Below are 24,581 nucleotides of genomic sequence, written 5' to 3' on the forward strand. Positions count from 1 at the left end.
TGACTGCCTTGCGCGCCCCCGTCGTCGCCCCTCCCCCCGCGGCGAAGCCGGAGGCGCGCAAGGCAGTCAAGCTCTCCTACAAGGACCAGCGAGAGCTGGACGGCATGGAGGCCACCATCGAAGTGGCCGAGACGCGCAAGGCGGACCTGGAGGCCCAGCTCGCCGACCCGACCATCTACAGCAAGAGCGGCAAGGTGGCGGAGGTGCAGAAGGAGCTGGACGCGGCCATCGCCGACATCGACCGCCTCTACGCGCGCTGGCAGGTCCTCCAGGACCTCGCGGCCGGCCTGACCTAGCATCGTCTCCATTCGCGGCTGGAGTTGCTGGCACGCGAAGTTTGCCATTCAATCCAGGGGCTCTCGCGGAGCCATCCCTTCCCTCCAGGGAGTCCCCTGACATGTCTTTCATTTCGTGCCGCCCGGTGCGCCGGGTGTTGTCACCGTTGTGTCTGCTGATGGCGTGGGGCTGTCATTCGGAGGAGGCGGGCCTGGAATCCGCGCCGCCCTCCCTCGCCACCTCGCGAGCCGCCGTGGAGGAGGCCCCGCCGGAGAGCCTCCCCGCGGACTTCCTCCAGGATATCCAACTGGCGCTGCCCGAGGGACAGTCCGTCCTGGTGCGCCATCCGGAGTACCTGTCGTCCAGCTTCGACCCCAACGTGCGCGTCGTCGCGGAGGCGGATGTCTGGGTGACCTTCGTGTCGGAGGCCGCGACGTTCCTCAACGCCTTCGGCTACTTCACCTATCCGGAGGGCAGCCCTCCCACCACGACGGTGGGACTGCAGAAGCACCTCGTCTTCGGCAACGCATCGGCCTGGGCCTCCGGAGGCGCGCTGTCACCGGGTGACCGCATGCGCCTGGGCCGCTTCCCGGCGGGCACCCGGATTGGCTTCTTCCTGGTCTCCAACGGCTGGGATTGGGGCCAGGTCGACTACAGCCGGACGACCTACTACTCACTGGACGCGCTGAACCCGGAGCCCCTCGCCTCGCAGCGCCGGCACCTCGTCTCGCTCTACCACCCGGGCGCGCAGCGGCGCGTGCTGGCCTTCGAGGACTTCGACCGCGCGCACGAGCAGGCCAACAACAACTTCTCCGACCTCATCGTCTCCGTCACCAGCAACCCCGTGACGGGCACGGACCCGTCGGGCCCCAGCATCCCCGACAAGCCCTGCCCCGAGTCCCCCACCGCCGCGCCCGCCTCGTGCCGGCTGCTGCACCAGTACTGCCCCGCCCTGCCCAGCGGCGTGTACGCGCTGAATCCCTGCGGCACCGGCGCCACGCAGAACTACTGCGACATGAGCACGTCGGGTGGCGGGTGGACCGTCGCGGGCTGGCAGGCGGCCTCCGCCAGGACGAGCCTGGGACTCACCTCGCGCGGCACGGTGGGGAGCGAGGACTGGTCTCGCGGCCTCGCCTGCCTTCCCTTCACCGAGATTCGCGTCTTCAACCGCACCTTCAACGAGAGCTTCGTCCAGACCTACCCGGCGCAGACGTGGACCCACACCGCCGTCAACATGGCCATCGGCACGGCCGGCATCGCCTTCAAGCAGGGCACCTACGGCCCGGCCAGCTCGGAAATCATGATGGGCTGCGTGGGCTTCAGCTGGCGAGGCGGCGTCTACCCCGAGATTGCCTGCGACAATGACCACGAGGGCCGGGCCCGAGGACACTTGGCTGACTACGCGGGCGAGTACTGCGCGGGAGGAAGGCTCGACAACACCTGGGCCTGGAGCGACGGCATCACCTGCCGCTACCGGAGCACGCCCTACACCTGGGGCTTCGCCATCCGCTGACATACGCGGGGCCCACGCCCGGCTCGCGCGTGGGCCCCGTCGCGCCGCTCAGTCGTACTTGAGCGCGATGATGGGGTCCACGCGCGACGCGCGAAGCGCCGGCAGCCACGTGGCGACGAGTCCGACGACGAGCAGCACCAGCGGCGCGATGACGAAGGCCCACGGGTCCAACGCGCTCACGCCACGCACCATGCTGGAGACCACCCGCGTCAGCCCGAGCGCTCCCACGAAGCCCAGCGCCACGCCCGCGCCCACCGAACCCAGGCCCTGGAGGAACACCAGCCGCACCACCTCACCGCGCGTGGCGCCCAGCGCCAGCCGCACGCCCATCTCCCGCGTGCGCTGGCTCACCAGATAGGACAGCACCCCGTAGATGCCCACCGCGGCCAGCCCGAGCGCCAGCGCCGCCATCATTCCCAGCAGCACCATGTTGAAGCGCTCGGAGCCCAGCGTGCGCGCCACATGGTCTCCCAGCATCAGCGACTCCGTCACCGGCTGCCGCGAGTCCACCGCCCACAGCTCGCGTTGCACGGACGACACGAGCGCCGCGTGGCCCCCGGAGGCTCGCACCAGGAGGTTCTGCGGCAGCATGCGCACCAGCATCCCGTTGAGCACCGGTGACACCTGCCCCGAGGGCACGTACAGCACCGCGGGCGATTCCCGGTCCAACCCGTTCTCGCGCACGTCCCGAACCACGCCCACGATGAGGCGCGGCGCGGTGTCCCGCAGCGACGGCACCGTGTGGGCCACTCGCAGGCTCTTGCCGATGGCGTCCTCACCCGGCCAGTACTTGCGCGCGGCCGTCTCGTTGATGACCACGACCAGGGGAGCCCCCGCAGCGTCCGCGTCCGCCAGCAACCTGCCTCGCACCAGCCCCAGCCCCAGGGCCCCGAAGTACCCCGGCGACACCGACCGGTACTGGCCAAACCCCACGCCGGGGCCATCCTCGCGGCCCTCGTACCTGCCCTCGATGGCGAAGCCCATGCTGGGCCCCAGCTCCATCGGCAGGGCGGGCGTGAAGCCGACCGCCGTCACCCCCGGCAGCGCTCGCATCCGCTCCTCCACCTGACGGTGGAAGCGCTCCAGGGCGGCCACCTCGCCATAGCGCCCCTCCGGAAGCGACAGGCGAAGCACGTGCACGTCGCTCGCGTCGAATCCGGGACTGACGACCTGGAGCGCGCCAAAGCCCCGGATGAGCAGCGCGGCCCCCACGAGCAGCACCACCGCCAGCGCCACCTGCCCCACCACCAGCAGCTTGCGCGTCCTGCCTCCTCCGGGTCCCGACGTCGCCCGTTGCGCCCCTTGCCGCAGCGCATCCTGGAGGTCCGGCCGCGACGCCTGCCACGCGGGCAACAGCCCGAAGAGCACGCCCGTCAGCAACGACACGCCCACGGAGAACGCCAGCACCGCGCCATTCAGGCCCACCTCCGCGCCGGGCACGGCCAGCTCCGCGGGCGCCAGGGACAACAGCGCGGGCAGCACCGCCGAGGCGAGCACGACACCCAATCCTCCGCCGACCACGGACAACAGCAGGCTCTCTGTCATGAGCTGCCTCACCAACCGCCGAGGCGGAGCCCCCAGCGCCGCGCGCACCACCAGCTCCCGCTGTCGCGCCGCCGCCCTCGCCAGTTGGAGGTTGGCCAGGTTGACGCACGCGATGAGCAACACCAGCCCCACCGCGCCCAGCAACACCCAGAGCGCCAGCCGCAGGTCCCCCGCCAGGAACGTCCGGAGGTCCTCCGCGACGAACCCCTCCCTCGCGCGCAGCAGGTGTGGCTTGTCCGCGCGCAGCCGCTCGGACAGCGTCTTCAGGGCCGCGCTGACGCCCTCCGAAGACACCCCCGCTCGCACCCTGCCGACCACGTGGAGGAAGTTGGAGTCATCGGTATTGGTCCGGTCCAACTGGAGCGGCGTCCACAGCTGCGCCTCCCGAGGATGATGGAAGGACTCCGCCGCCACGCCCACCACCGTATAGGGCTGGTCATTGAGCGTGAACGAGCGGCCGATGACGTCGGGAGCGCCTCCGAATCGCCGCTGCCACAACCCATGGCTGAGCACCACCACCCGAGGCCCGCCCACCACGTCCTCTTCCGGCAGGAAGCCGCGCCCCATCGCGGGCCGCACGCCAAAGGTCTCGAAGAAGTTCCCCGTCACCCGCATGCCAGACAGGCGCTCCGGGAGCCCATCCCCGACGACGTTGAAGCCCGTGGGCAGCAACTCGGACGCGGCGACCTGGGAGAAGGGCGAGCCCTCCGTCGACAGCCAGACGTATTGCGCGATGGCCTGCGAGGTCGCCCGCCCGTCCTCATCCTGACGAAACACCTGCACCAACTGCTCCGACTCCGGGTACGGCAGCGGCCGGAGCAACACCCCGTGCACCACGCTGAAGATGGCGGTGTTCGCCCCAATGGCCAGGGCGAGCGTCAGGATGGAGACAGCGGTGAAACCCCGGCTCTTGAGCAACAGCCGGACGGCGTAGCGGAGATCCTCGAGGAGGATGGCCACGGCAACTCCTGGTGGGGGATACGAGCCCTACGCGCCTCTCCTGTCAGCCATTTCACGGGCCGCCTGCTTTCCCATTCATGGGACGGGGCAATGACTTCACCGCAAGCCAGGGAGAATCTGGATGCGTCTCTCGTCAAGCCGTTCGGCGGGGCGAGTTCCCGATACTTGCTTGGAAAGGGTGACCTGGAGGTGCGCTTGCGTTGACCTCGTCGCCGTGCGACTCCTGCGCGCTTGTCCAATGAGTGAAGGAGTCGTCTTGTCGTTACGGCCCGCGGTCGCGTTGCTGTCGGCGCTGTTCTCTGTCGCCCTGGCCTTCCCCTCCACTGCCGCCGCACAGTCGGCCTCGCTGCCTGGCTTCAACCTGCAGCGGTTGGAGATGGACCCGGCGGGCCTCGGCTCGCTGCTCGTCAGCACCGGTCGCACGCTCCCCGCGGGCATGGTGCGCGTCGCCGTCCAAGGCCACTACGAGCAGCTCCCCTTCCACTTCCAGACGCGCTGGGAGCCAGGCGGCGGCTCGGGCCTGGTGGAGAACAAGTTCACCATGGATGTGACGGCCGCCATCGGCGTGGTGGACTGGCTCCAGGTGGACGCGGAGGTGCCCTTCATCGTCTCCCAGGGCGGCACGGCCTTCATGAATGTGAATGCACCGGAAGGTCAGGGCCTGGGCTCACCATGGCTGGGGGCTCGCGCCGCGCTGGTGCGGCCGGACTTCGGCCTCCAGGTCGCGGTGGACCTCTCCGCCGCCCTGCCGGTGGGCAAGAAGGAGCTGCTGGCGCGCGACGACTACGCGGTGCACCCCAGCCTCCAGCTCGGCTTCCTCGCGGAGACGTGGCAGCTGGGCGCCGAGGTGGGCGTCCTCCTGCGCAAGAAGCAGGACCTGGGCTCGCTGTCCAACGAGACGGCGGACGTCATCGGCAACGAGCTGCGGCTGGCCGGCACGGTGACGTCGCGGGCCGGAGAGCTGACGCGCAGCGAGGTGAGCATGCTCGTCGGCGTGCCGCTCCAGGGAGGCCGGCTGGGCGCGGAGCTGATGGTGGCCATCCGCCGGCACACCACGTCCTGGCTGGACCTCTTCGTCATGGGCGGCCCGGGCGTCGGCGCGGGCCTGGACACGCCCACCTTCCGCTTCCTCGCCGGGGCCTCGTTCGCCACCGGCCGCGTGGACTGACAGAAGCAGGACTGGCGCCTCGCTCTCCCCTCCCGGGGATTCGATGCGAGGCGCCGCGCGCTTCAACTACTTGGGCATCACCCCGAAGGCCTTCGCCATCGCGATGCCGATGCCCAAAAGGCTCTCTCCCGCGATGAAGCCCGAGGACACGGGCAGCACGGTCTCCTCCGCGAGCTTCGGCGCCTTGCGACGCATCACCTCGGCGATGGCGGAGCCCAGGAAGAAGGCGATGGAGCTGGAGCCGGGGATGACGATGGCCAGCCCGAAGCCCGCGGGTGACGGCACGTAGGCCTTCAGCTTCGCCGGCGCCCACCGCTCCAGCAGCACGAGGAGGATGCCGAGCGTCCCGCCGCACGCGGCACCCCAGCGCGCGGTGACGGGCATCGCCGACACGCCCGTGGCGAGCAGCTTCGACACGCCGGCCCACACCATGGTGGCGGGCGCGGGGAACTCGGCCGAGCCGAGCACGTCCGGCGTCGGGATGAGGATGTTGAACACCGGCACCACCACCGCCGCGCCGGCCACCACGCCGAACAACTGCGCGACGAACTGCTGGCGCGGGTTGGCGCCCAGGAGCCAGCCGGACTTGAGGTCCGTCAGCAGGTCCGCCGCGTGCAGTCCCACGCCGCCCGTGGCGTTGGCGCTCATGACGTTGGCGGGGATGTTGCCCGGCGCCAGGCCTCCGAAGATGAGCTGCGTGACGGGGCCCAGCGCCTTGGTGGGCGTGGTGTCCGTCTCACCGGTGACGCGGCTGGCGATGACGCCCATGACGACGGCCAGCGGCATGGCCAGCACGCCCGCCCACCACGGAATCTGGAAGAGGTACGCCATCAGGAAGATGGCGATGGGGCCCAGCACCGCGAAGCCCAGGGGGAACCAGGACGGAGGACACTCGATGCCCGCCAGCGGATCCTCCGCCTCCTGAGCCCCACCCTTGCCGAACAGGCCCGACAGCGCCTTGAACGAGCGCGCCACGCTGCGCCACTGGAAGGCGAAGGCCAGGAGGCCCGAGGACACCAGCACCGCCGAGCCCGTCCACACCATCCACGTGTTGATGGCCCGGTACGTCACTTCCGGAATGGCGCCCTGGGTGACCATGGCCGGCGCGAGGAAGCCGTACGTCAACACCGCGCCCAGCAACATGGACCAGCCCGTGCGGAAGCTCACCAGCGCGCCCGCGCCCACCAACAGGAGGCTGAAGTCGAACGACAGCGTCCACGCGGAGGCCTTCTTGCCCAGCAGGGTGAACGGCATGCTCACCTTCTCCGGGATGTTGGTCAGCCACGAGAAGCGCGCGTCGCGCACCAGCACCAGCAGGGCGCCGATGAGGCCCGCGCCCGCCAGGAGCTTCGACTTGCGCCGGGCCACCTCGCCGTGTCCATGCAGGGCGCGGATGGTCTCCGCGGTGGCGGTGCCGGTGGGGAACGGCAGCGCCTCGATGTTGATGAGCTGGCGCTTGATGGGGATGGCCGCGAAGACACCCAGCGCGGAGATGACGGCGAACCACGCCACCAGCCAGCCGGAGGACGGCAGCGCGCCCGTGAGCATCAGCAGCGCGGGGACGGCGGCCATGTTGCCACCGCCCGTCATGTAGCCGGCGGCCGACGCCACCGAGCCCATGGCGTTGTTCTCCAGCGCGGTGAAGTCGTTCTTCAACAGCTTGAGCGAGCGCAGCGTGCCGAACACCGCGAAGGCCAGGATGCACGCCGTAATCGTGACGCCCAGGCTCCAGCCCGTCTTGAGGATGACGTACAGGTTGGACAGGCACATCACCGCGCCAATCAACATGCCCGCGATGACGGCGCGCACGGTGAGCTGGCGCGAGCCGCCCTGGTAGACATTCTTGAGCCAGTACAGCTCCGGGTCCTGCGTCGCGGAAGCACCCGGCTCGCCTGCATGCGAGTCTGTGGGCTGGAGGCGAAGCCCACTGGGGCTCGGAGTCGGTTGAGAGGGGGACTGGCTCATTGGGGCGGCAAAGATAGTGCAGGCCCCCTCCCCGACGAAGAACTCACTCCGGCAGGCAAGCAAAAGGGGCGAGGCATTCCGGCCCCGCCCCTCGGTGTCGCCGCACGGCGTCACGCCCTGGCGTCAGGCGTGCTCGTCGTGCCCACCGGCGCCATGGTCGTGCCCACCGGCCCCATGGACGTGGCCGTGGGACAGCTCCTCCGAGGACGCCGGGCGGATGTCCTTCACCGTGACGTCGAAGTGGAGCGTCTTGCCGGCGAGCGGGTGGTTCAGGTCGATGACGACGTCGTCGCCCCGCACTTCCTGGATGCGCAGGGGGATGTCGCCCTGCTCCGTCTGGGCCATCAGCGTCTGGCCGGGCTGCGGGTTGAAGCCGGGGGGCAGCATGGCGCGCGGGACGACGCGCACGCCCTCCGGGTCATGCTCGCCGTAGCCCTGGCCGGGCTGCACCACCACCTGCTTGCTGTCGCCCTGGCCCAGGCCCTCCAGCGCGCCCTCGAGCCCGGGGACGATTTGGCGGTGCCCATGCAGGTAGGCGAGCGGTTGATCCGGCGCGCTCTGGTCGATGACCTGTCCGTCACCGAGGTGCAGCCGGTACTCCAGCGAGACAATCGAATCCTTGGTGACCCTCATGCGGGCTCCTATGGCGGGTGAGGCGGTGAGACGGCTTCCGGTGGGAAGGATGGGACGGCTTATGCCCGGCGTCAGGAGGTGGTGGGGCCTGTCGCTCGCTCGACGTCCGTGCGAGCGGGCGGTTCTCCGCGCGCCACGTACACGGCGGCGGCCAGGTCACCGGTGACGTTGAGGGTGGTGCGGCACATGTCCAGGAAGCGGTCCACGCCGAGCACGAGGCCCAGGCCCTCCACCGGAATCTTGAACATGCCGAGAATCATCGCGATGACGGGGATGGAGCCCGCGGGCACTCCGGCGGTGCCGATACCGGCCAGGATGCAGATGAACATGATGAGCGCCTGCTGAGACAGGTCCAGGTGCACGCCATACACCTGCGCGAGGAAGAGCACGGTGACGCCCTCGAAGAGCGCGGTGCCGTTCTGGTTCATCGCCGAGCCGGCGGTGAGCACGAAGCGCGACACGTTGGGCGGCAGCTTGAGGTTCTCCTCGGCGACCTTGAGCGCGGTGGGCAGGGTGGCGCTGGAGGAGGACGTGGAGAAGGCGGTGACGATGGCCAGGCGGCTGTCGCGGAAGAACTCGATGGGATTGCGCCCGCCAAGGAAGCGCACCGACAGCGAGTAGACGATGAACATGTGGATGGAGAGCGCGAGCAGCACCGTGCCCACGTACGCCGCGAGCTGACCGAGGATGCCCAGGCCCAGCTTCGCCGTCATGGAGAACAAGAGCGCGGCCACGCCGAAGGGCGCCAGCTTCAGCACGCCGTCGATGAGCTTCATCATCACGTCGTAGAGGCCTTGAATCGTGTCGCGCAGGTGCCGCACGGGCTCGCCGGGGGTGAGCGCCACGCCCAGTCCGAAGATGAGCGAGAAGACGATGAGGCCAATCATGTCTCCGTCGGCCGCGGCCTTCAGGGGGTTGGTGGGCACCATGGACATCAGCACCGCGCCGAAGGACGTATCGGACGGGGGCGGCGCCGCCTTGATTTGCATGCCGTTCCGCGCGAGCGCGCGGGCCTCGTCACTGAGGCCCACGCCGGGCTGGATGAGGTTGACGAGCAGCAGGCCGATGAGGACGGAGATGGTGGAGAAGACGATGGTGTAGCCCAGCGTGCGGATGCCCAGGCGGCCCACCTGCTTCAAGTCCAGCTCCGCCACGCCCATGACGAGCGCGGCGAAGAGCAGCGGCACCACGAGCATGAGCAGCAGGCGGATGAAAATCTGGCCCACCGGCGAGGCCACGTTGGTGACGGTCCAATCCAGCCAGGGGGCACCGCCCGCGAGGGCATTGGCGGCGAGTCCCGCCACCGTGCCGGTGACGATGCCGATGAGCATCTTGTGGTGAGCCTTCATCGAGCGGACTCCGCGTACCTCCGGTGAGGAGGGCAATGGGGCGGGCAGCCTACCGGCAAAGGAAGGTGGCGCCCACCCTTCGCATGGGACAAAGCTGCGGTCTCCCGTGGAAACCCTCGTCCAGCTCACTGAAGGCGCCGTGTCCCCTCCCCTCTTCCGGCGCCTGCTGCGGCGGCTGGGCGTGCTCGGGCGCGAGCGGCTGAAGGACACGTATCAGACGACGTTCTGGTACGACTTCGGGCCACCGACGAACGTGGTGGAGGACGTCATCTCCAGCCTGAGGCCCCAGGTCGCCGGGCGGCGGAGAATCGCCGGGGTGGAGTGGTGGCTGTCGCGGATGTACCCGACGGACGTGCGGGTGGACTTCCACCAGGACCGGGACGAGAAGCTCGCGCTGCGCACGGGGACGCTGGTGCATCCGCGCATCAGCAGCGTGTTGTTCCTCAACCGGGTGCGCGGCGGGGCGCTGGTGGTGACGCGGGAGAAGCCGGACGAGGACAACCCGTCGCTCGCGCCCTCGCGCATGGACACCGCGGACCTGGTGACGCCGCGGCCCAACCGGCTGGTGTTGTTCGACGGCGCGCTGACGCACGGGGTGCTGGACGCGGAGAACCAGATTCCGGACGGGAAGCTGCCGGGGCGCTCACGGTTGCGGCGCACGCTGGTGATGAACTGGTGGGGGCACCGGCCCACGGACGTGCCCTGCTGGTCGGAGACGCGGCTCTACCGGGCGCTGGGGAGCTGAGGGAACGCGGCGGCCGTCTCGCGCAGGCGGTGGGTGACGCGCTCGGCCCACTCGGGCTCGATTTCCAGGCACGCGGGCTGGCGGCCCAGGCGCAGGGCGGCGGCGGGCATCGAGCCACTGCCGGCGAAGGGGTCCAGCACGGTGTCGCCGGGGCGGCTGTACGTGCGCACGAGCGGCTCGACGACGGAGAAGGGCTTGTGGTGGGGGTGGCTGCCCCAGCGCGCGGCGTCACCGTCATCGTCATAGCCGCCGACGACGGCCCAGACGGTGGGCAGGTCGCCGGGGGCGAGGACGGGCTCGGGGGTGCGGGCGATGACGAGGGCCACTTCGTAGACGCGCAGGGTCTGCTCGTTGGCGTTCTTGTCGGTGGTGCGCTTGCCCCAGGTGAACTCGCCGCGCAGGTGGGGATAGCCCAGGGCCCTGGCGGCGGTGAGGATGGGCTCCTTGCCGAGCAGGTTGGTCCAGATGACGAGCGGGGCGTCCGGCGTGAGGTGGGCCAGGGCGCGGGAGAGCCAGGCCTCGGAGAAGACGCGGTAGTCGCGCACGGTCTCGAAGCGGACGATGGGGTTCTGGTCGATCTTCTTGTGGGCGCGAGGGTCTCTCAGGTCGCCGCCCTTGCGCCGCCGGGTGAGCAGGCAATAGGGCGGGTCGGTGAGCAGGAGCGAGGCGCGGCGCTCGCCGAGGGCGGCGCGGTAGCCCTCGGGCTCGCGAGAGTCGGCGCGGATGCAGCGGAGGGCGTCGGAAGGGAGCGGGGAAGTCATCGTCCGGAGCGGCACCCTACACGGAGGGCCGCGAGGCTCAAGGCCCGACGTGGGGGCATCGGCTCCAGGTAGCATGCGAAACCGTTGCGGGAGGGCTCTTCGAATGCGGCGTCCAGGTACGGCGGTTCCATGGCTGCTCCTCATGCTGGGATGAGAAGGTACCGTGACAGCCAAGCAAGGGAGACCCGGAACGTATGCCCAGGCCCTCGACTCGGGGAATGCCGCCTGCAAGCAAAACCCGGCCTACTGCGCCGCAACGGCGGGGCAGGAGCGCATCGTTCCGCTCGCCGTACGGGCCGCGCAGGTATCCGCGGCGGGTAAGGCTACCGCAAAGGTACTCGTAACCAAGAGCCGGAGTTGGTCACCCACCAAGAAGAGCTGGACCTCCTGCGTGCGGGGGCCAGCACGGCACTGGAAGGAACGGTGGTGCCTGACCTCGTCCTCCATACGGGCAACCCGGTTCAGGTCCAGCGTGTCTACGATTTCAAGTTCCCCTGCCCCGACACCAATCCCCCCAGGTGGAGGCAGTCGCCGCCAGGCAATCCACTCAGGGCACGGCACCAGGGCGATGCGTACAGATTGACCTTCGGCACGACTCCCGTCCTGGTGACGCCCAGAGGTCTGTTCCCATGAGTGAGCACTTCCCTCGCATTCGCATCGAGTCGGACGAACAGGGATACGTCGTCGTTCGTGACGGGCTCACCTTCTGCTTCTATTTCCACCGCGCTCATGAAGGGCTCGGGCCCGCCATCCTTCAAGCGCTGGAGCGCTTCCAGCGAGCACTGCCCCCACAGACGCTGACCCTCCAGCCCGACTCGGAAGGATATTGGATGACCCTGAAGCCCTCGGACTGGGAGAACATCCAGCGCAGCCTGCTTCAGGACGAATGGCCCCAGGTCACCCTCATCAGTGACTCCAGGGGCGTTCCCGAGTTCTCCTTCAGTTACTCAGGAGTCCCGATGGACGTCACCACGAGAGGTGATTCCATCGATCGGTCCTGCGTCGCTACCTTCAGCCTGCCAACGGAGTATCTCGAACAGCAGGGCCCCGAGAGTGTCCGTGAGCTGGCGTTGGAAATCGCCGCGTCGCTGCCGTTCACCTCCGGCTACGCGAGCCCCTGCTTCAACGCCCTGATGGACCTCATGGGTGTTCGCCAACGCGTGCGTGAGCTGGCTTTCAGCTATCCCGGTATGGAGATCATCGACGACTCCGTCAGCCTGGACATCGGCTCGCGGGTGCGCGGGGCACACTGGCTGACGTTCTTGGGACAATCCCTGCTGAGCGCGCTCGGCGGTGCGAGCAAGCTCCGCGCACGGCTCTCGACGCCAGGAATCGAAGTGCTGGAACTGGATGCCCAGCGCGCCGTCATCACCCTGGGAACGTGGCCCGAGGCGGGCGACTCGACACAAGGTGCGACACTACCGGCCTATCGCGAACTCGCCCGCATCCTGGAGCCGTGGCTCTACCACCGCGACTCGGACACGCTCTACGACCCAGACTTCCCACCCAAGGAGCAACTTCGATGGGAGCGCCGTTTCCTCGACTGAGGATGCGGCGAGACAGTCACTTCAACGAAACCCCTTCTACCATCACCGTGCGCCCCTTCGCGTCCCACAGCTTGAGAATGAATCGACCCGACTCCACCTCGGTGGAGGACTCCACGAGGACCACCAGGGTCTGCGCCACGTCGTCACGCAAGGGAGCGGACTGCCAATGCGACACGCCCTTGAGGTTTCGCCCATTGCTAGCAGTCAGCGAGGCTCCCGTCGCCACCCAACCTGCTCCCCCAGCCCGTGCTCGCAACCTCAGACGAATCGCACGCCAACGAGGCCGATACGCCACAAGGTCTATGTGCGAGACGAACACATCGGGAGGCACCACCACCTTCGAGCGAGGCAACTGCCCTATCCAAATGCTCTCGGTGCCTTCAAGCGTGGCAAAGAACGTCTCGAGCTCTCCCGACGACCGCCCTTCCAACTGAAGCCTGTCCAGTTCGAACTGGACCTGCAACAGACGCCCCCTCAGCTCATCCACCTCCTGCCGGTAGGACTCCACAGAACGGGCACGGCGGTAGACCTCAACCTGGGATTCGCTCAGCGACGAATCCACCACCAGCACGAACGTCACCCGCTCCGGCGCCGCGCCATCTCGGAAGCGCAATCCCAGGCGCAGCCGCTCACCCTCCCGGAATGCACTCGACGGAACAAGCACGAGGTGGTCCTCGGAGAGCCCCAAGCGCTGGAACCGCTCACGCCCCTCCAAGGAGATTTCGTCCGGCAGGATGCGCGCATCAAAGAAGAACGTCGTGGATCGCCCGGGAGCAATACGAATCTCTGAAGCGGACACACGCATTTCCGCCCCCACTTCGATTCGACGCACGGGGGCCAGTTCCCCCCCCAGGGCCACCATCATTCCCCACGCAAGAACGAAGACCGCAGGCACGGCAGACAAATCACGGCCTTCCTAGATGAGTCGTAGCGGAAACGTCTAGGAATACCTCAATCTTCTTCTCGCCCGGGTAATTCTCCAGGTAGGGAATTCCGATATTCTCTTTACCAAACCAGGTGAGCTGGAAGCATACGGGGATGCGCTTGCCATTGGGGAGCTCGGCCTCGGTGAACCAACCGAAGAAGCGCTCCGTGCCAGGAAAACTGGTGCCGTAGAAGCGGGTGTCCAAGGGGAAGATCACAACGCCATCCCTGTTTCTGATGTCCTCCGAGGCGGCGTAACCAATCAAGGGCCCTTCCGGCGGAGCCGTCGTCTCTCTTTGGTCCATGGAGTTGAAACTGGAATTGGGAATGAGCCAGATAGCCCCGCCTGCCACCCCACCCACCACCTTTCGAGGTGGCTTGATGCCCAGCTTCGTCATGGCCTCGATAGCCGACTGCGGACACTCCTTCTCCGGAGACGTCGTCCGGACCTGAGGAGCCCCTCCGGCACAAGCCCCGGCGAGGCATGCGACCGCCGCTGTCTTCCCCAGGGTGCTGCTCACCGATGACCGCTTCCTCGTGGCGACCGCCACCTCGTTGGGGGCCTCCATGGCGCGCTCGGCCGTCAAGACGGGCGCCTGCGGCGGGACCTCGGGAGACGCCTCGACAACGCGAGGCATCGACGAAGAAGCAGCTGTATCAGAGGGGTGCGGGGAACGACTCGTCACGACGGGACTTCCTTTCTCAGCAGGAGGTGTGAGGGGGACGACCGCCTGCATGGAACTCGGGGACGGCTCGCGGCGGGCGAGACCCAACGCCGCGAAGCAGACGACGAGGAGCGCGACGACTCCGACCCCGAGCGGCCAGCCTCGCGACCTTCGCGTCGGGGCCCGCTCGGCCCGCGGTGGCTCCACGGGCGTGACAATCCCTGAAGCCACTGCCAGCGAGTCCTCGACGCGAGGCGAGACCAGGGCCGCTTCGGCGACGGCCTCACGAGGCGGCGGTGGCTCCTCGAACTCCGGCGAAGCAGAGAGCGACTCGGAGGGAGCGGACCACACGACCTCGGGCACCATGCGCACCCGAGGCGTGTCCGCGTCCACATCGCGCGGAGACTCGGGGTCCGGAGGTCGGTCGAGCGACACCTTCCACGCCGGCTGCCGCTTCTCCTTCGCGACCTCCCAGAGCGCCTGCAACAGCGCCTCGGTGCCCGCGTAGCGATCTTCAGGACGCTTGGCCAACAGCCTCAGCGCGATGTCTCCCAGCGCGGGAGGCACCTTGGGATTGACGACGTGCGGAGCACGAGGCGTCACCGTCTCGATGGCCGGCAGCAGCCGGTCATACGGGAGCCTCGGGTCGAACGCATAGCCATCCGTCAGCGACTCATACAAGAGCGCGCCCAGCGCATAGAGGTCGCCCGGAATGCCCGCGTCGAACCGCGCGCCCTGCTCCCACTGCCCCTCGCGCAGGAAGGCCACGCACTCGGGCGGCAGGAGGTGCGGCGAGGCCGGCGCCACGCCCACCGTCAGCGTCGTCGCGCCCGGCATCCGCACCGTGCCCAGGTCGATGAGGAACGGGCGCTCGTCCTCGCGACGGATGAGCAGGTTGTCGCCCTTCACGTCGCGGTGGTGCAGGCCACGCCGGTGCAGGTCCGACACCGCGCGCACCACCTCGGTGAACACGGACAACAGGTGCGCCGCCGACGGCTTCACCCTCCAGCGCCACTCGTGGAACGTCTCTCCGTCGATGAAGTCCGTGACGAAGAACAGGTACCCATCGGGTGGCTCGGGCCAGCGGTCCACCGCGTGGACTCGGGGCAGGTTCGGATGGGGCGCGCAGGCCAGCAGCGTGGCCACCTCGTGCGACAGCCGACCGTTGACGTCCTCCTCCTCGGACACCTGGGGCCCGGCGGGACGCAACGCCATCTTCATCGTGTAGAAGTTCCCTCCCCGCTCGACCTTGAACACGCGGCCGAAGCCTCCCGCGCCCAGCGAGGCCACCACATTCCACGGCCCCACGGCGCTGCCTGGCGCGAGTTGGTCAGGATGGAACGGCGCGGACCTCACGGCGACGACTCCTCCCGCGAAGGTCCGCTTTCCTCGAAACTCCCCAGCCCACGTACGCCAGGGCCCGCGGACGCCCACGCCTCGATGCGCGCGGCCCCCTGCGGAGCGAGGGGCTCGGTGACCACCCAGTGAACGGGGTTGAGCAAGGGTAACCTCCAGGGTTGACCCTAGCCTTTCTTCAGGGACTGTCACGATTTTTCCCACCCGGCAGGTGGGTTGGCGGTGGCGAAGGGGACCCAACTCCCTCCGTTGGCTCCCGGCCATCCTCCCTGCTCAGTCCGCGTCGTGCTCGAGCACGTCCACCTCGTCGCTCTCGGCCACCGCGAGCGCGGCCTCGGCCCAGCGCCCGCGCAGTCGGGACTCGGAGGCCAGCGCCTCCTCCCAGGACGGGCCATCCGGGAGCAGCCGCGTCGACTGCGTCAGCACGAGCCGCTCCAGCGCCAGTTCCTCACACAGCGCGCGCAGCCCCTTGGCATCCAGTCCATTCGCGACCAGCCACGCGTCGCGCCTGCGCACGGGCACCGCGCGCTCGCGCCACCACGCGGCCTGGGCCTCCTCCACCTCGTCCGCAGTGGGGGACAACCCCATCGTCCGGGCCCACCCCGCCAGCAACGCCCGTCGCAGCCCCGCCTCCGCGAGTGCGCGCGCATCGGGGGCCTGGCGCAGCACCTCCAGCACCTGCCCCGAGGGCACGACGGCGCCAGGAAGCCGCGTCACGTCCTCCACCAGCCGTCGCCGCCGCACCAGGGACGAAGGAGACCGCCGAATCCCAGGCACCGGGGGCACTCGCGAGGCCACCCACTCCGCGGCGGCCTGGATGCAGGCCCGCGCGTCCCGCTGCTTCAAGTCCTCCATGCCCTGGGGGAACCAGCGCTCCCAGGCATCCCGGGTGGCCTCCGACCACCCTTCCCTCGCGCGCTCCATCAGCCGGGGCCACGTGCGCTCCTGGTAGAAGAGCGCGCTCGCCGCGTCCACCAGTCCCCGGGCCAGCCGCGCATTCAACACGCCCGCTTCCCGAGCCCGCTCCGCCACATGCCGGACGTTGACGAGCGGCACCGTGAGCGGGCGCCAGCCGTGCTCCGCATCCGCGTGCAGCAGCGCCACCTCCGCGTCGTCCGAGATGACGCCGTCGCGGTACCACTCGAAAATCCGTCCGACGCCCACCATGCCATGAGGCGCCAGCTCCACCGCGCGCAGCGCTCCCATGCTGGAGCCACCGAAGACGGCCACGCCCGCCTCCAGCGCGGCCAGCAGTTCGTGGTGCCACACCGACGGCTGGGCCTCGAAGACGCCGTCCACCAGGGCAATCGCACGCGGCCGGGCGCCGAGCGCGCGCCACACATCTCCCTGCCGGGCCGGGGGCACCACCACGCAGGGGGCCAGCTTCCGAGCCTCCTCCGCACGGAGCGAGGGCCCCAGGAAGACCACCAGTTCCTCCGCGCGCCGCTTCATAGGAGCTCCGAGATGAGCATGCCCGGCACCACCACCCGCCGCACGTGCAAGCCGGGCACGGGCGCGTCCATTTCCACCGAGGCCACGCGAGCAAACCCCGCGCGCTTCAACCGCGTCAGCACCCGTCGCACGGCGACCTCGGCGGGCCCTCGCGCCACCGCGCCCAGGTCCGGCAGCTCCCCGGCCCGCCGCCTCGCGCGCACGCCCGCGCACGCCTCCGCGAAGTCCCGAGCCGCCTGCCGGTCCACCGACGCCACGTCCTCGCGCGCGCCGTGGATGTCCGTCAGCCGTGACTGCGCGGCCTCCAGCAACGCCTTCAAGAGCGCGGTGTCGCGCTCCAGCGCGCAGGCATACCCCGCCGTGAGCGGCACGGGCCCTTCCTCCAGGTCCACCAGCACCGCCGCGCCCACGGGCAGGCCCACCGCGCCCGGCGTGCGCGCGGACGGCGTGGCATCGAACAGGTACACCGCGAAGCCTCGCTCCCGCAGTTGCTCGGCCAGCGCCGCCGTCCGAGGCGCGGCCCTCGCCAGCTCCGCCGTCCGCAAGAGCCGCCCCCGCACGGCCTCCTCCGTCCACCCCTCCGGAAACACCCGAGCGAGCTGATCTCTTTCAACGGCCTCCAGGAGCGCATGCAAGAGCGCCTTCGCCGCCTCTGGATGCGCGCCCGAGCCGTTGCTCGTCCACGCCGCCGCCACCGGCCCCAGCGACGGACCTCCCGGCGGAGTCACGTGCACACCTTGCGCGGCGACCCAGACCGCCTGGCCCGAGCCCAGCTCTCTCGCCTCGCGCCAGGCACACCGCACCGCATCGCCCCACAGCCGAGGCTCCACGAGCGCCCCCGCGGAGCCCAGCGAGTCCGCGCCCCACAGCGTCCCCAGCCGTCCCTCCAGCTCCGCGCGAGCCCCCCAGGCGAGCCGCCCCGGCACCACCGTCTCCGCTGCCCAGAGCTCCGCGGTCTCGAACAGCGCGCCCCACGCGGCCTCGTCCGGGGTGAGCCCCTTGCCGTTGCACACCTGGAGCACGTGCCCGCCCGGGCGCACCGCGCACGCCACCTCCACACCGGTGCGGTCCAACCCGGTGACGCGAGCCACCCGCGTCACCCCCATGGCCCGGGCCAGCCGGGACGACGTCATTCGCTCGAAGGACACCCCCGGCGGATAGCACCTCGGCCGGGCAAGGTCAGCAGCGACGCGTGAAGCCCTCTCCCTCGGGGTGGCACGCGACACCCGCGGCGCCCCCATCCCCCCGCCTTAATCGGACTTAATTCCGCTTAATCCCTGGCAGAGGGAAACGTCTGGGATAAGGCCGCCACTCGCTGGACGCGCCTGGCCTGTCCAAGGCAGACACCGGGTGGCTGGCGAGCAGACACACAACCGATGGAGTCGAACCATGTCGAAGCACTTCGTGCGTTCGTTGTTCCTGGGGGCGGTGGTGGCTTGCATGAGCGCTTGCGGCGGCGCGGAGACCGAGACGCCGGAAGCCGAGGTCGTCGTGGGTGACGTGGAGCAACGGGTCTGTTCGGTGGGCTCGTTCACGAACAATTGTCGTGATTGGGGCGGCGGTGGCTACGTGGACTCCGCCTGCACCGGCGGCACGTATCGATGGAAGTTCTGGGCCTGCAAGCAGTACCAGGCGGGCACCCAGAAGTACCGCCAGGAGTGCGGCTCCGAGCAGTACGTCTGCGGGAGCAGCGCGACGGTCCGCCCGAGTTCATCCGTTTCGGCGTGCGTCCAGAACTGCTAGCCGGCTGACTCACCGCCGGGCGAAGCGGCCCCTTCGCCCGGCGTGGGAGCTGGAGACCACGAGCGCCTCCAGCCGATGCTCACGTCAGACTCAAGGGACGGTGATGGGAAAGAGCGTGGCGCGCGCGGACTGGGTGCTCACCACCACGCCCGAGCTGTTCCGGATGGTGACCGTCATCGTCAGCCGCGTGGTGGCCCGGGCGGGGATGACACAAACGGGTCCGGTCGTCCCGCAGCGGGAGTCGCTCCACTCGTAGGTGTATCCAGGGCTCGCGCCAATCATCTCATAGAAGAGGTAGGTCGGCCCGTCATGGTAACCGATACACCGGACCGGAGTCGGCACGTCCAGCGCATCCGTGTCGACATAGCATCCCAGTGTCCCCACGGTGAGCTCGGCCTCGTCCACCGCCAGCGCTTCTCCTTCCCGCTGCTCCGGACCTCCACACCCCACACCCAGCCAGAGCGCGGCGCCCACTGACAGCCATCCAGCGCGGGAAGAGAAACGGGCCTTCGGGGTCTTCTGCGACATCAGCATCTCTGTCGGGCGCATGGGGCTCCTCGTGAGGTGGGGGCTTCGCCGTGAGTGGCGCGCAAAGACTAATCAACCTCCATCCCCTCAACCACTCGTCTATCACTGACGGAAATATCCACACGAATCAGCAACCCGCTTCGCCTGCTGCTCTTCCAGGAATGCGCTATCATGTCAGCGCTGCGCGACGATGAGTGCTTTTCCGGGAGATCACATGCGAAGAATGCCTTTGTTGGGTGTCTCGTTCCTGGTGGCGGGTCTGGTGATGGGCTGTGGTGGTGTGGAAGCGGAGGTGTCAGAACCGGCTGACGCCGAGCAGGAGCAGTCGCTCGCGCCAAGCTGCCCCGCGGGTTTCACGGAAGTGTATCTCTGGGGTTGCAATCGACTGGCGGCCCACCAGCCGCCCTGCAACTACGCCGGGCCCGGGCACTACAACGTCCTGCATCTGCACTGTCAGTCGAGCACGCAGTTCTACGATGCGGGCCCGACGGGCGACTACGCCTGTGGGGACTGCTTCTAGGGCGCGGGAAGGACAGACGGGCCCGTGTCGCCTCCCAGCCCGTCGCCTCCGATGGAGGGTGCGCGTCCGCTTCCGTGAGCGGCTCTCACTCACGGACATACCGGCCGAAGTTCACGTGGGGCATCGCACGGGAGAGCTCCGCGAGCAGGGCCGCGCCCGCATCCGGCAGTCCCTCGAACCACCAGCGGGTGAGCCCCAGCTCCTCGACGGACGCCGCCCAGGGCGCCTTGGTGAATCCGCGCAGGACCGCCTCCGTGTGAAGGTTCCCGGAGAGGTTGAGTGACTTCAGCCCCGAAAGGTGTGGGGCCGCCGCGAGGGCGCTCATGCCCGCTTCCCCAATCTCGCTCTGGAGGAGATTCAGCGTCCGGAGTCGAGAGAGGTGACGCGCCTGGGCCAGCGCCTGGACACCTCCGTCCCTGATTTGACTGATGCTGAGATCCAGCGCGGTCAGGTGCTGGAAGTGCTCACCGGCGGCCAGCGCCCGGCATCCCGCCTCATCGATGAAGGTCAACGACAGGTTCAGCGTCGACAACTGACTCAAGGAGGATGCGCCGCCGAGCGCGCACGCCCCTTCCGAGCCGATGGGATTGCCGCCGAGGTCGAGGGACCTCAATCCCGACATCGATGGTGAGTGGGCGAGCGCCCTCGCACCCTCGGGACCGACGCCATTGTGGGAGAGCATCAGGGTCTTGAGCTGAGACAGGTGGGGGAGGCTCGCGAGCGTCCGTGCCCCCGCATCTCCCACCTCGGAGGAGAACAGCCACAGCTCGCGCAGGCCCGTCAGGCGGGGCGCTTCAGCGAGGGCCTGGGCGACTCCGGGCCCGTTGTCGCCCAGGTCGAGCGACGTGAGCCGGCTCAACGACGACGTCACCACGCGCATCCCCGCGAGCCCGAGCCCATTGATTCGGATGTCCAGGTACTCCAGCCGCGTCATCCGCTCGAACAGCGCGCGCGCCCCATGGCTGCGCACGTCGTTTCCCGCCATCGACAGCTTGCGCAGGTCCGCCAGGTGGGGCGCCTCCGAGAGCAGCCGGGCGCCCTTCTGGGTGAGCCCGCTCCACTCGATTCCGAGCGCCCTCAGGCGTGGCAGCTGGGTGGCCCGGGCCAGCACATGCGCCCCCGCATCGCCGAGCAGTCCGTCGGACTCCTCATCCTCCCGGTCCTGCCAGGACCCCAATCCCAGCTCCCGCAGGTTGGTCAGGTACGACGACTTGACGAGGGCCCGAGTTCCGCCGGGGCCCACGCCGTTGCCGTGCAGGTCCAGATGCGTCAACTCGCGCAGCCCCGGCGCGGAGGCGAGCGCCCGTGCACCCTCGAAGCCCAGCCTGTTGCCCTTCAATTGCAACCCACGAAGTCGGGTGAGGCCCTGGGCCCTCGCGAACACCTCGCCCGCGTCCGGCCCCAGCCGGCAGTGCGTCAGGTCGAGCACCTCGATGGCATCGAGCAGGGAAGAACCCAGGGCCTGCTCCAGCCTCTCGGCGCGACTGTCGAGTCCCCCCAACTTCAGCGTCCGGACCGGCTCGCCGCGCAGGAGCCGGGGGCCCACCTCCTCGAGCCGCGCCGGTGTCAGCGTCACCTCATCGACGAAGCCGCGGGCCCACTTCACCTCGCGGCGTCGCAGTCCCAGGGGCGCCAGCCACTCCTCCTGGTGCTTCGCCAGCAGTGCCTCGGAGCGGGCAAGGAGGGTGTCCCGCGTGAGCGTGTCATCCGGATAGCGGGCGAGCGCGCACTGCATCTCGATGAACTCACCTCTCGGGTCTCCCCGCGCGGTGAGGGTGCTGGCCAGCGCGAGCCGGGGCGCATCGTCGTCCAGCCGGTCGCGAATCGCGGTGATGTCCTCGAGGCTCTTACCCAATGCGTCGGACAATAACGGAGACCCGGTTGTATTTGCCAACCGGAAACCCGGGCCCTCTTTCGAGGGCGCGCATCCGGTAGGGCTCCGCGAGGCGGGCGCGAGCTTCACGGCCCCGGAGAGGGAAGCTGACACCGGGGTCCACTGTCAGACCCGACTGCTATTCCCGTGGTACCTCGAATTCATCGAGACACGTCGAGTCGACCGGGATTGCCACTGACACGGACCTCAGGACGGGGCGTCGCCCGGGAGTTGCACTTGTACCCGGATGTAGAAATGCCCCTCGAGGCTCATCTCAGCGTCACCCGGAACGACTGACACCGCGCTGCAGTGCCAGCCACCGAGGAGCCTGAGTCCATGCGCCGTCCCATCACGGATGGGTATCGCCATTCCCTTGTCCTCGCTGTCGGTCTCACCCTCTTCGCGACGGGGGCGCTCGCCCGTCCCGGGAAGCCTCCACCCGCGCAGTCCACGTGGAAGGCCCACGGGCTGGAGCACACCCATCGCCGCATCCAGCCCGCCGAGCGCGAGCCGGATGTCGCCCCCGAGCTGTTGCGTGAGGAGCCAGCCCTCGCCACGGCATCGCGGGCCCTGCTCGCCTGTGACACGGCGGCCTTCGCGGCCGCCAGTGGCCCCTCGCTCGTGACATTGGTGAAGGGCTCCACGGAGGAGTGCATCAACACGCTGTTCGGTGTGACGGGCACCCAGGCCGGGCAGGTCTTCATGGAGAGCAAGATGGTCACCATTGCCACCGCGCTCACCCCCAACGCCCAGCTGTACGTGGGCGACAACACCGCGCAGACGCTCCAGCTCATCCTGTTCCTGCGCGCTGGCTACTACGTGCAGTTCTACCAGTCAGGCGCGGTGGGCAGCTACGGCACAGCGCTGCGCAGCGCCATCCGCCCGGCGCTCGCGGCCTTCATCGCCAACTGCCACTTCAGGGACGTCAACGACGCGCACGGCACGGTGCTCCAGGAGTTCGTCACCCTCATCGACAGCGCGGGGGAGACCGCCTGGCATCTGGGCACCTTCAAGGGCCTCTTGGACCGGTTCAATGACACCACCGTGGCCTCGTCGTCCATGCGAGGCGCCACCAACAGCGTCTTCAACGGCCTCTATCGGGGCCACTACAACACCGACTTCGTGACGGCCGTGCGAGCGGACACGTCCATCCTCGACTCGCTCGACTCCTTCATCACCCGCACCCGACACCTGCTGGCCACCTCCAACCAGTACCTCACCGTCAACGCGGCGCGCGAGCTGGCCCGCTTCCTCCAACACCCTGGAACCCTTCAGACGCTGACGCGCCTCAAGGTGAAGGGAGTCTTCGACAACCACTCGATGACGGGCCCCACGGCGGGTCTCTGGGTGGGCACGGCGGAGATGGCCGAGTACTACGACAGAGCGAACTGCGCCTGGTACGGCATCTGCGACTTCCGGCGGACGGTGGAGCAGACGGTGCTCGGCACCACGCATACCTGCGGCGCCACGCTGCGCCTGCGCGTGCAGGACATGACGGCCTCGCAGCTCACGCAGAGCTGTGAGCAACTCGCCGCGCAGGAGTCGTACTTCCACGACAAGTTGAAGACGAACCGCGTGCCGGTGGCCAGCGACAACAACACGTCCCTGGAGGTGGTCGTCTTCGACAGCAGGTTCGACTACCAGACGTACGCGGGCGTGCTGTTCGGCGTCACCACCCACAGTGGCGGCATGTACCTGGAAGGAGACCCCGCGGCCTCCGGCAACCAGGCCCGCTTCATCGCCTACGAGGCGGAGTGGCTGCGGCCCACCTTCGAAATCTGGAACCTGCGCCACGAGTACATCCACTACCTGGATGGCCGCTTCAACATGAAGGGTGACTTCACCGCCAGCAGCAGCCAACCCACCATCTGGTGGATTGAAGGCCTGGCCGAGTACATCTCGAAGCAGGACGACAACGACAGCGCGGTGACGTCGGGCACGGGCAGGGTCTTCCAGCTGAGTCAAATCCTGCGCAACGACTACAACAGCGGCGCGGACCGCGTGTACTCGTGGGGCTATCTGGCCACGCGCTTCATGTTCGAGCGGCACCCGGACCAGGTGGGCACGTTCCTGGCGCAGTTCCGCGCGGGCAACTACAGCGCCTATCGGCAGTCCCTGGATGCGTTGGGGACAGTGAACGACGCGGAGTTCCACTCATGGATTCTCTGTGTCGCGGCGACCACGGACCCGAGCACCTGCGTGCCACCCGACTCCGGGCCTCCACCGGGCACGACTCCGCCCTGCACGGCGGCCAATGGCCAGAGGCTCGACAACGGCTGCTACCGGGGCCCGCTCGCCTCCACTGGCAGCGCGCTCTACTTCTATCTCTATATGCCCCCCGGCGCGCGCAACCTGCGCTTCAAGGCCAGCGGCGGCACCGGCAACGCGGACCTGTACATCCGCGCCGGCACGTGGCCCACGACGACCACGTATGACTATCGACCCTACCTTCCGGGCAACGACGAGACGGTGGAGATTCCCACCCCCATGACAGGTGGCTACTACTACCTCATGCTCGCGGGCCGTACGCCATTCTCGGACGTGAAGCTGGAGGCCCACTTCGACGGGGCGCCCTGACCCGAGGGTGACTTTGCGCGAGGACTTCAATACACGACATCCCTGAGCAAGGAGTGGGATGGCGGCTTGATTGAAAAGCCATTCCACTCCTACCGTCCGGGCCTTCTCTTGCGCGGAGGCAGTGCCATGCGATGCATGTTCTTGCGTTGGACGTGTGGGATGGCAGTGGGACTCGGACTGATGGGCTGCGGTGTCGAGGACCCGACTGCGCCCGTTCAAGGAGAACTCCAAGGTGAAGTGGAGCAGAGTGTCTACAACGCGGTCTGTGAGACGGACGCCGCCGGTTACCAGACCGGGGCTTGTCTGGAGTTCGTGCCCCTTTCCCAATTCTGCGCCTTCGTTCCCTATACCTCGGGGACCGCTTATTGCGATCCAACCCTGCGCCACCCGGGCACGCCGACGTCGATGTGTGGCACGTACATCAACAGCAACTTCTGCCGGGATGGCATCACCGTCAGACCCAGATGACAGAACTGCGTGA

20 protein-coding genes are annotated in these 24,581 nt (G+C 68.7%); 9 read left to right on the forward strand and 11 right to left on the reverse strand.

Features of this window, described 5'->3' with window-relative positions; all coding sequences use genetic code 11:
- Both HUW62_RS08895 and HUW62_RS08900 read left to right on the forward strand, forming a co-directional pair.
- Positions 1-296, forward strand: a 296-nt coding sequence (locus HUW62_RS08895) for an ABC transporter C-terminal domain-containing protein (RefSeq protein ID WP_255203320.1), incomplete at its 5' end; no start/stop codon positions are given.
- Between the two features lie 101 nt (positions 297-397).
- A complete protein-coding gene (locus HUW62_RS08900; RefSeq protein ID WP_176434176.1) occupies positions 398-1,789 on the forward strand; it encodes a fibrinogen-like YCDxxxxGGGW domain-containing protein in 1,392 nt (463 codons plus the stop codon).
- Between the two features lie 48 nt (positions 1,790-1,837).
- On the opposite strand, the gene HUW62_RS08905 is transcribed toward HUW62_RS08900, so the two are convergent.
- On the reverse strand, positions 1,838-4,294 hold the full coding sequence (locus tag HUW62_RS08905; RefSeq protein WP_163867926.1) for an ABC transporter permease: 2,457 nt from the start codon (positions 4,292-4,294) through the stop codon (positions 1,838-1,840).
- 256 nt (positions 4,295-4,550) lie between these two features.
- On the opposite strand from HUW62_RS08905, the gene HUW62_RS08910 reads away from it, so the two are divergent.
- The gene (locus HUW62_RS08910) at positions 4,551-5,462 is read left to right on the forward strand and encodes a flagellar motor protein MotB (RefSeq protein ID WP_176434177.1); all 912 of its coding nucleotides are present in this window, start codon (positions 4,551-4,553) and stop codon (positions 5,460-5,462) included.
- 66 nt (positions 5,463-5,528) lie between these two features.
- Here HUW62_RS08910 and HUW62_RS08915 read toward each other — a convergent pair whose 3' ends face one another.
- The 3 genes from HUW62_RS08915 to HUW62_RS08925 all read right to left on the reverse strand — a co-directional run bounded on the left by HUW62_RS08915 (position 5,529) and on the right by HUW62_RS08925 (position 9,409).
- The gene (locus HUW62_RS08915) at positions 5,529-7,427 is read right to left on the reverse strand and encodes an OPT family oligopeptide transporter (protein WP_176434178.1); all 1,899 of its coding nucleotides are present in this window, start codon (positions 7,425-7,427) and stop codon (positions 5,529-5,531) included.
- A gap of 123 nt (positions 7,428-7,550) precedes the next feature.
- Positions 7,551-8,060: a peptidylprolyl isomerase gene (locus HUW62_RS08920; protein ID WP_176434179.1), complete on the reverse strand. Its 510-nt coding sequence runs from the start codon at positions 8,058-8,060 to the stop codon at positions 7,551-7,553.
- 71 nt (positions 8,061-8,131) lie between these two features.
- Positions 8,132-9,409 (reverse strand): dicarboxylate/amino acid:cation symporter, encoded by a 1,278-nt coding sequence (locus tag HUW62_RS08925; RefSeq protein WP_163867922.1) that lies wholly within the window; start codon positions 9,407-9,409, stop codon positions 8,132-8,134.
- A 106-nt stretch (positions 9,410-9,515) separates the two neighbouring features.
- Here HUW62_RS08925 and HUW62_RS08930 point away from each other — a divergent pair, with 106 nt between their 5' ends.
- Entirely contained in the window at positions 9,516-10,154 is a 639-nt protein-coding gene (locus HUW62_RS08930; RefSeq protein ID WP_176434180.1) for a 2OG-Fe(II) oxygenase, read from the forward strand.
- On the opposite strand, the gene HUW62_RS08935 is transcribed toward HUW62_RS08930, so the two are convergent.
- Positions 10,133-10,915 carry a DNA methyltransferase gene (locus HUW62_RS08935; RefSeq protein ID WP_163867920.1) on the reverse strand — a complete coding sequence of 261 codons (783 nt, stop codon included), beginning with the start codon at positions 10,913-10,915 and terminating at the stop codon, positions 10,133-10,135. The two genes, HUW62_RS08930 and HUW62_RS08935, sit on opposite strands and share 22 nt — an antisense overlap.
- A gap of 629 nt (positions 10,916-11,544) precedes the next feature.
- Between HUW62_RS08935 and HUW62_RS08940 the strand changes: the two genes are divergently transcribed.
- A complete protein-coding gene (locus tag HUW62_RS08940; protein WP_163867919.1) occupies positions 11,545-12,462 on the forward strand; it encodes a type VI immunity family protein in 918 nt (305 codons plus the stop codon).
- 16 nt (positions 12,463-12,478) lie between these two features.
- On the opposite strand, the gene HUW62_RS08945 is transcribed toward HUW62_RS08940, so the two are convergent.
- The 4 genes from HUW62_RS08945 to HUW62_RS08960 all read right to left on the reverse strand — a co-directional run bounded on the left by HUW62_RS08945 (position 12,479) and on the right by HUW62_RS08960 (position 17,992).
- Positions 12,479-13,294, reverse strand: coding sequence for a DUF2381 family protein (locus tag HUW62_RS08945; RefSeq protein WP_163867918.1), 816 nt, complete (start codon positions 13,292-13,294; stop codon positions 12,479-12,481).
- Between the two features lie 73 nt (positions 13,295-13,367).
- Positions 13,368-15,407 carry a serine/threonine protein kinase gene (locus HUW62_RS08950; protein WP_368670373.1) on the reverse strand — a complete coding sequence of 680 codons (2,040 nt, stop codon included), beginning with the start codon at positions 15,405-15,407 and terminating at the stop codon, positions 13,368-13,370.
- Positions 15,408-15,680: 273 nt separating this feature from the next.
- A complete protein-coding gene (locus HUW62_RS08955) occupies positions 15,681-16,859 on the reverse strand; it encodes a TfuA-like protein (RefSeq protein WP_176434182.1) in 1,179 nt (392 codons plus the stop codon).
- The gene (locus HUW62_RS08960; RefSeq protein ID WP_255203322.1) at positions 16,856-17,992 is read right to left on the reverse strand and encodes a YcaO-like family protein; all 1,137 of its coding nucleotides are present in this window, start codon (positions 17,990-17,992) and stop codon (positions 16,856-16,858) included. The genes HUW62_RS08955 and HUW62_RS08960 overlap by 4 nt, the downstream gene beginning before the upstream one ends.
- 256 nt (positions 17,993-18,248) lie before the next feature.
- Here HUW62_RS08960 and HUW62_RS08965 point away from each other — a divergent pair, with 256 nt between their 5' ends.
- The gene (locus HUW62_RS08965; RefSeq protein ID WP_163867915.1) at positions 18,249-18,602 is read left to right on the forward strand and encodes a hypothetical protein; all 354 of its coding nucleotides are present in this window, start codon (positions 18,249-18,251) and stop codon (positions 18,600-18,602) included.
- 90 nt (positions 18,603-18,692) lie between these two features.
- Here HUW62_RS08965 and HUW62_RS08970 read toward each other — a convergent pair whose 3' ends face one another.
- Positions 18,693-19,151 (reverse strand): hypothetical protein, encoded by a 459-nt coding sequence (locus HUW62_RS08970; protein WP_176434183.1) that lies wholly within the window; start codon positions 19,149-19,151, stop codon positions 18,693-18,695.
- Positions 19,152-19,344: 193 nt separating this feature from the next.
- Between HUW62_RS08970 and HUW62_RS08975 the strand changes: the two genes are divergently transcribed.
- Positions 19,345-19,650, forward strand: coding sequence for a hypothetical protein (locus HUW62_RS08975; RefSeq protein ID WP_163867913.1), 306 nt, complete (start codon positions 19,345-19,347; stop codon positions 19,648-19,650).
- Positions 19,651-19,735: 85 nt separating this feature from the next.
- On the opposite strand, the gene HUW62_RS08980 is transcribed toward HUW62_RS08975, so the two are convergent.
- Positions 19,736-21,517 (reverse strand): hypothetical protein, encoded by a 1,782-nt coding sequence (locus HUW62_RS08980; RefSeq protein WP_176434184.1) that lies wholly within the window; start codon positions 21,515-21,517, stop codon positions 19,736-19,738.
- Between the two features lie 342 nt (positions 21,518-21,859).
- Between HUW62_RS08980 and HUW62_RS08985 the strand changes: the two genes are divergently transcribed.
- Entirely contained in the window at positions 21,860-24,100 is a 2,241-nt protein-coding gene (locus HUW62_RS08985) for a M9 family metallopeptidase (protein WP_176434185.1), read from the forward strand.
- 126 nt (positions 24,101-24,226) lie between these two features.
- A complete protein-coding gene (locus HUW62_RS08990) occupies positions 24,227-24,568 on the forward strand; it encodes a hypothetical protein (RefSeq protein WP_176434186.1) in 342 nt (113 codons plus the stop codon).
- Positions 24,569-24,581: the final 13 nt, after the last annotated feature.

The organism is Myxococcus sp. AM011, assembly GCF_013372595.1.
Lineage (GTDB): Bacteria > Myxococcota > Myxococcia > Myxococcales > Myxococcaceae > Myxococcus > Myxococcus eversor.

Excerpts from the sequence above, each read along its gene's own strand:
- HUW62_RS08985 (WP_176434185.1), top strand. The coding sequence starts at position 21,860 with ATGCGCCGTCCCATCACGGATGGGTATCGCCATTCCCTTGTCCTCGCT.
- HUW62_RS08955 (WP_176434182.1), bottom strand. The coding sequence starts at position 16,859 with ATGAAGCGGCGCGCGGAGGAACTGGTGGTCTTCCTGGGGCCCTCGCTC.
- HUW62_RS08935 (WP_163867920.1), bottom strand. The coding sequence starts at position 10,915 with ATGACTTCCCCGCTCCCTTCCGACGCCCTCCGCTGCATCCGCGCCGAC.
- HUW62_RS08920 (WP_176434179.1), bottom strand. The coding sequence starts at position 8,060 with ATGAGGGTCACCAAGGATTCGATTGTCTCGCTGGAGTACCGGCTGCAC.
- HUW62_RS08970 (WP_176434183.1), bottom strand. The coding sequence starts at position 19,151 with ATGCGCCCGACAGAGATGCTGATGTCGCAGAAGACCCCGAAGGCCCGT.
- HUW62_RS08975 (WP_163867913.1), top strand. The coding sequence starts at position 19,345 with ATGCGAAGAATGCCTTTGTTGGGTGTCTCGTTCCTGGTGGCGGGTCTG.
- HUW62_RS08940 (WP_163867919.1), top strand. The coding sequence starts at position 11,545 with ATGAGTGAGCACTTCCCTCGCATTCGCATCGAGTCGGACGAACAGGGA.
- HUW62_RS08900 (WP_176434176.1), top strand. The coding sequence starts at position 398 with ATGTCTTTCATTTCGTGCCGCCCGGTGCGCCGGGTGTTGTCACCGTTG.
- HUW62_RS08915 (WP_176434178.1), bottom strand. The coding sequence starts at position 7,427 with ATGAGCCAGTCCCCCTCTCAACCGACTCCGAGCCCCAGTGGGCTTCGC.
- HUW62_RS08960 (WP_255203322.1), bottom strand. The coding sequence starts at position 17,992 with ATGACGTCGTCCCGGCTGGCCCGGGCCATGGGGGTGACGCGGGTGGCT.
- HUW62_RS08925 (WP_163867922.1), bottom strand. The coding sequence starts at position 9,409 with ATGAAGGCTCACCACAAGATGCTCATCGGCATCGTCACCGGCACGGTG.
- HUW62_RS08965 (WP_163867915.1), top strand. The coding sequence starts at position 18,249 with ATGTCGAAGCACTTCGTGCGTTCGTTGTTCCTGGGGGCGGTGGTGGCT.
- HUW62_RS08990 (WP_176434186.1), top strand. The coding sequence starts at position 24,227 with ATGCGATGCATGTTCTTGCGTTGGACGTGTGGGATGGCAGTGGGACTC.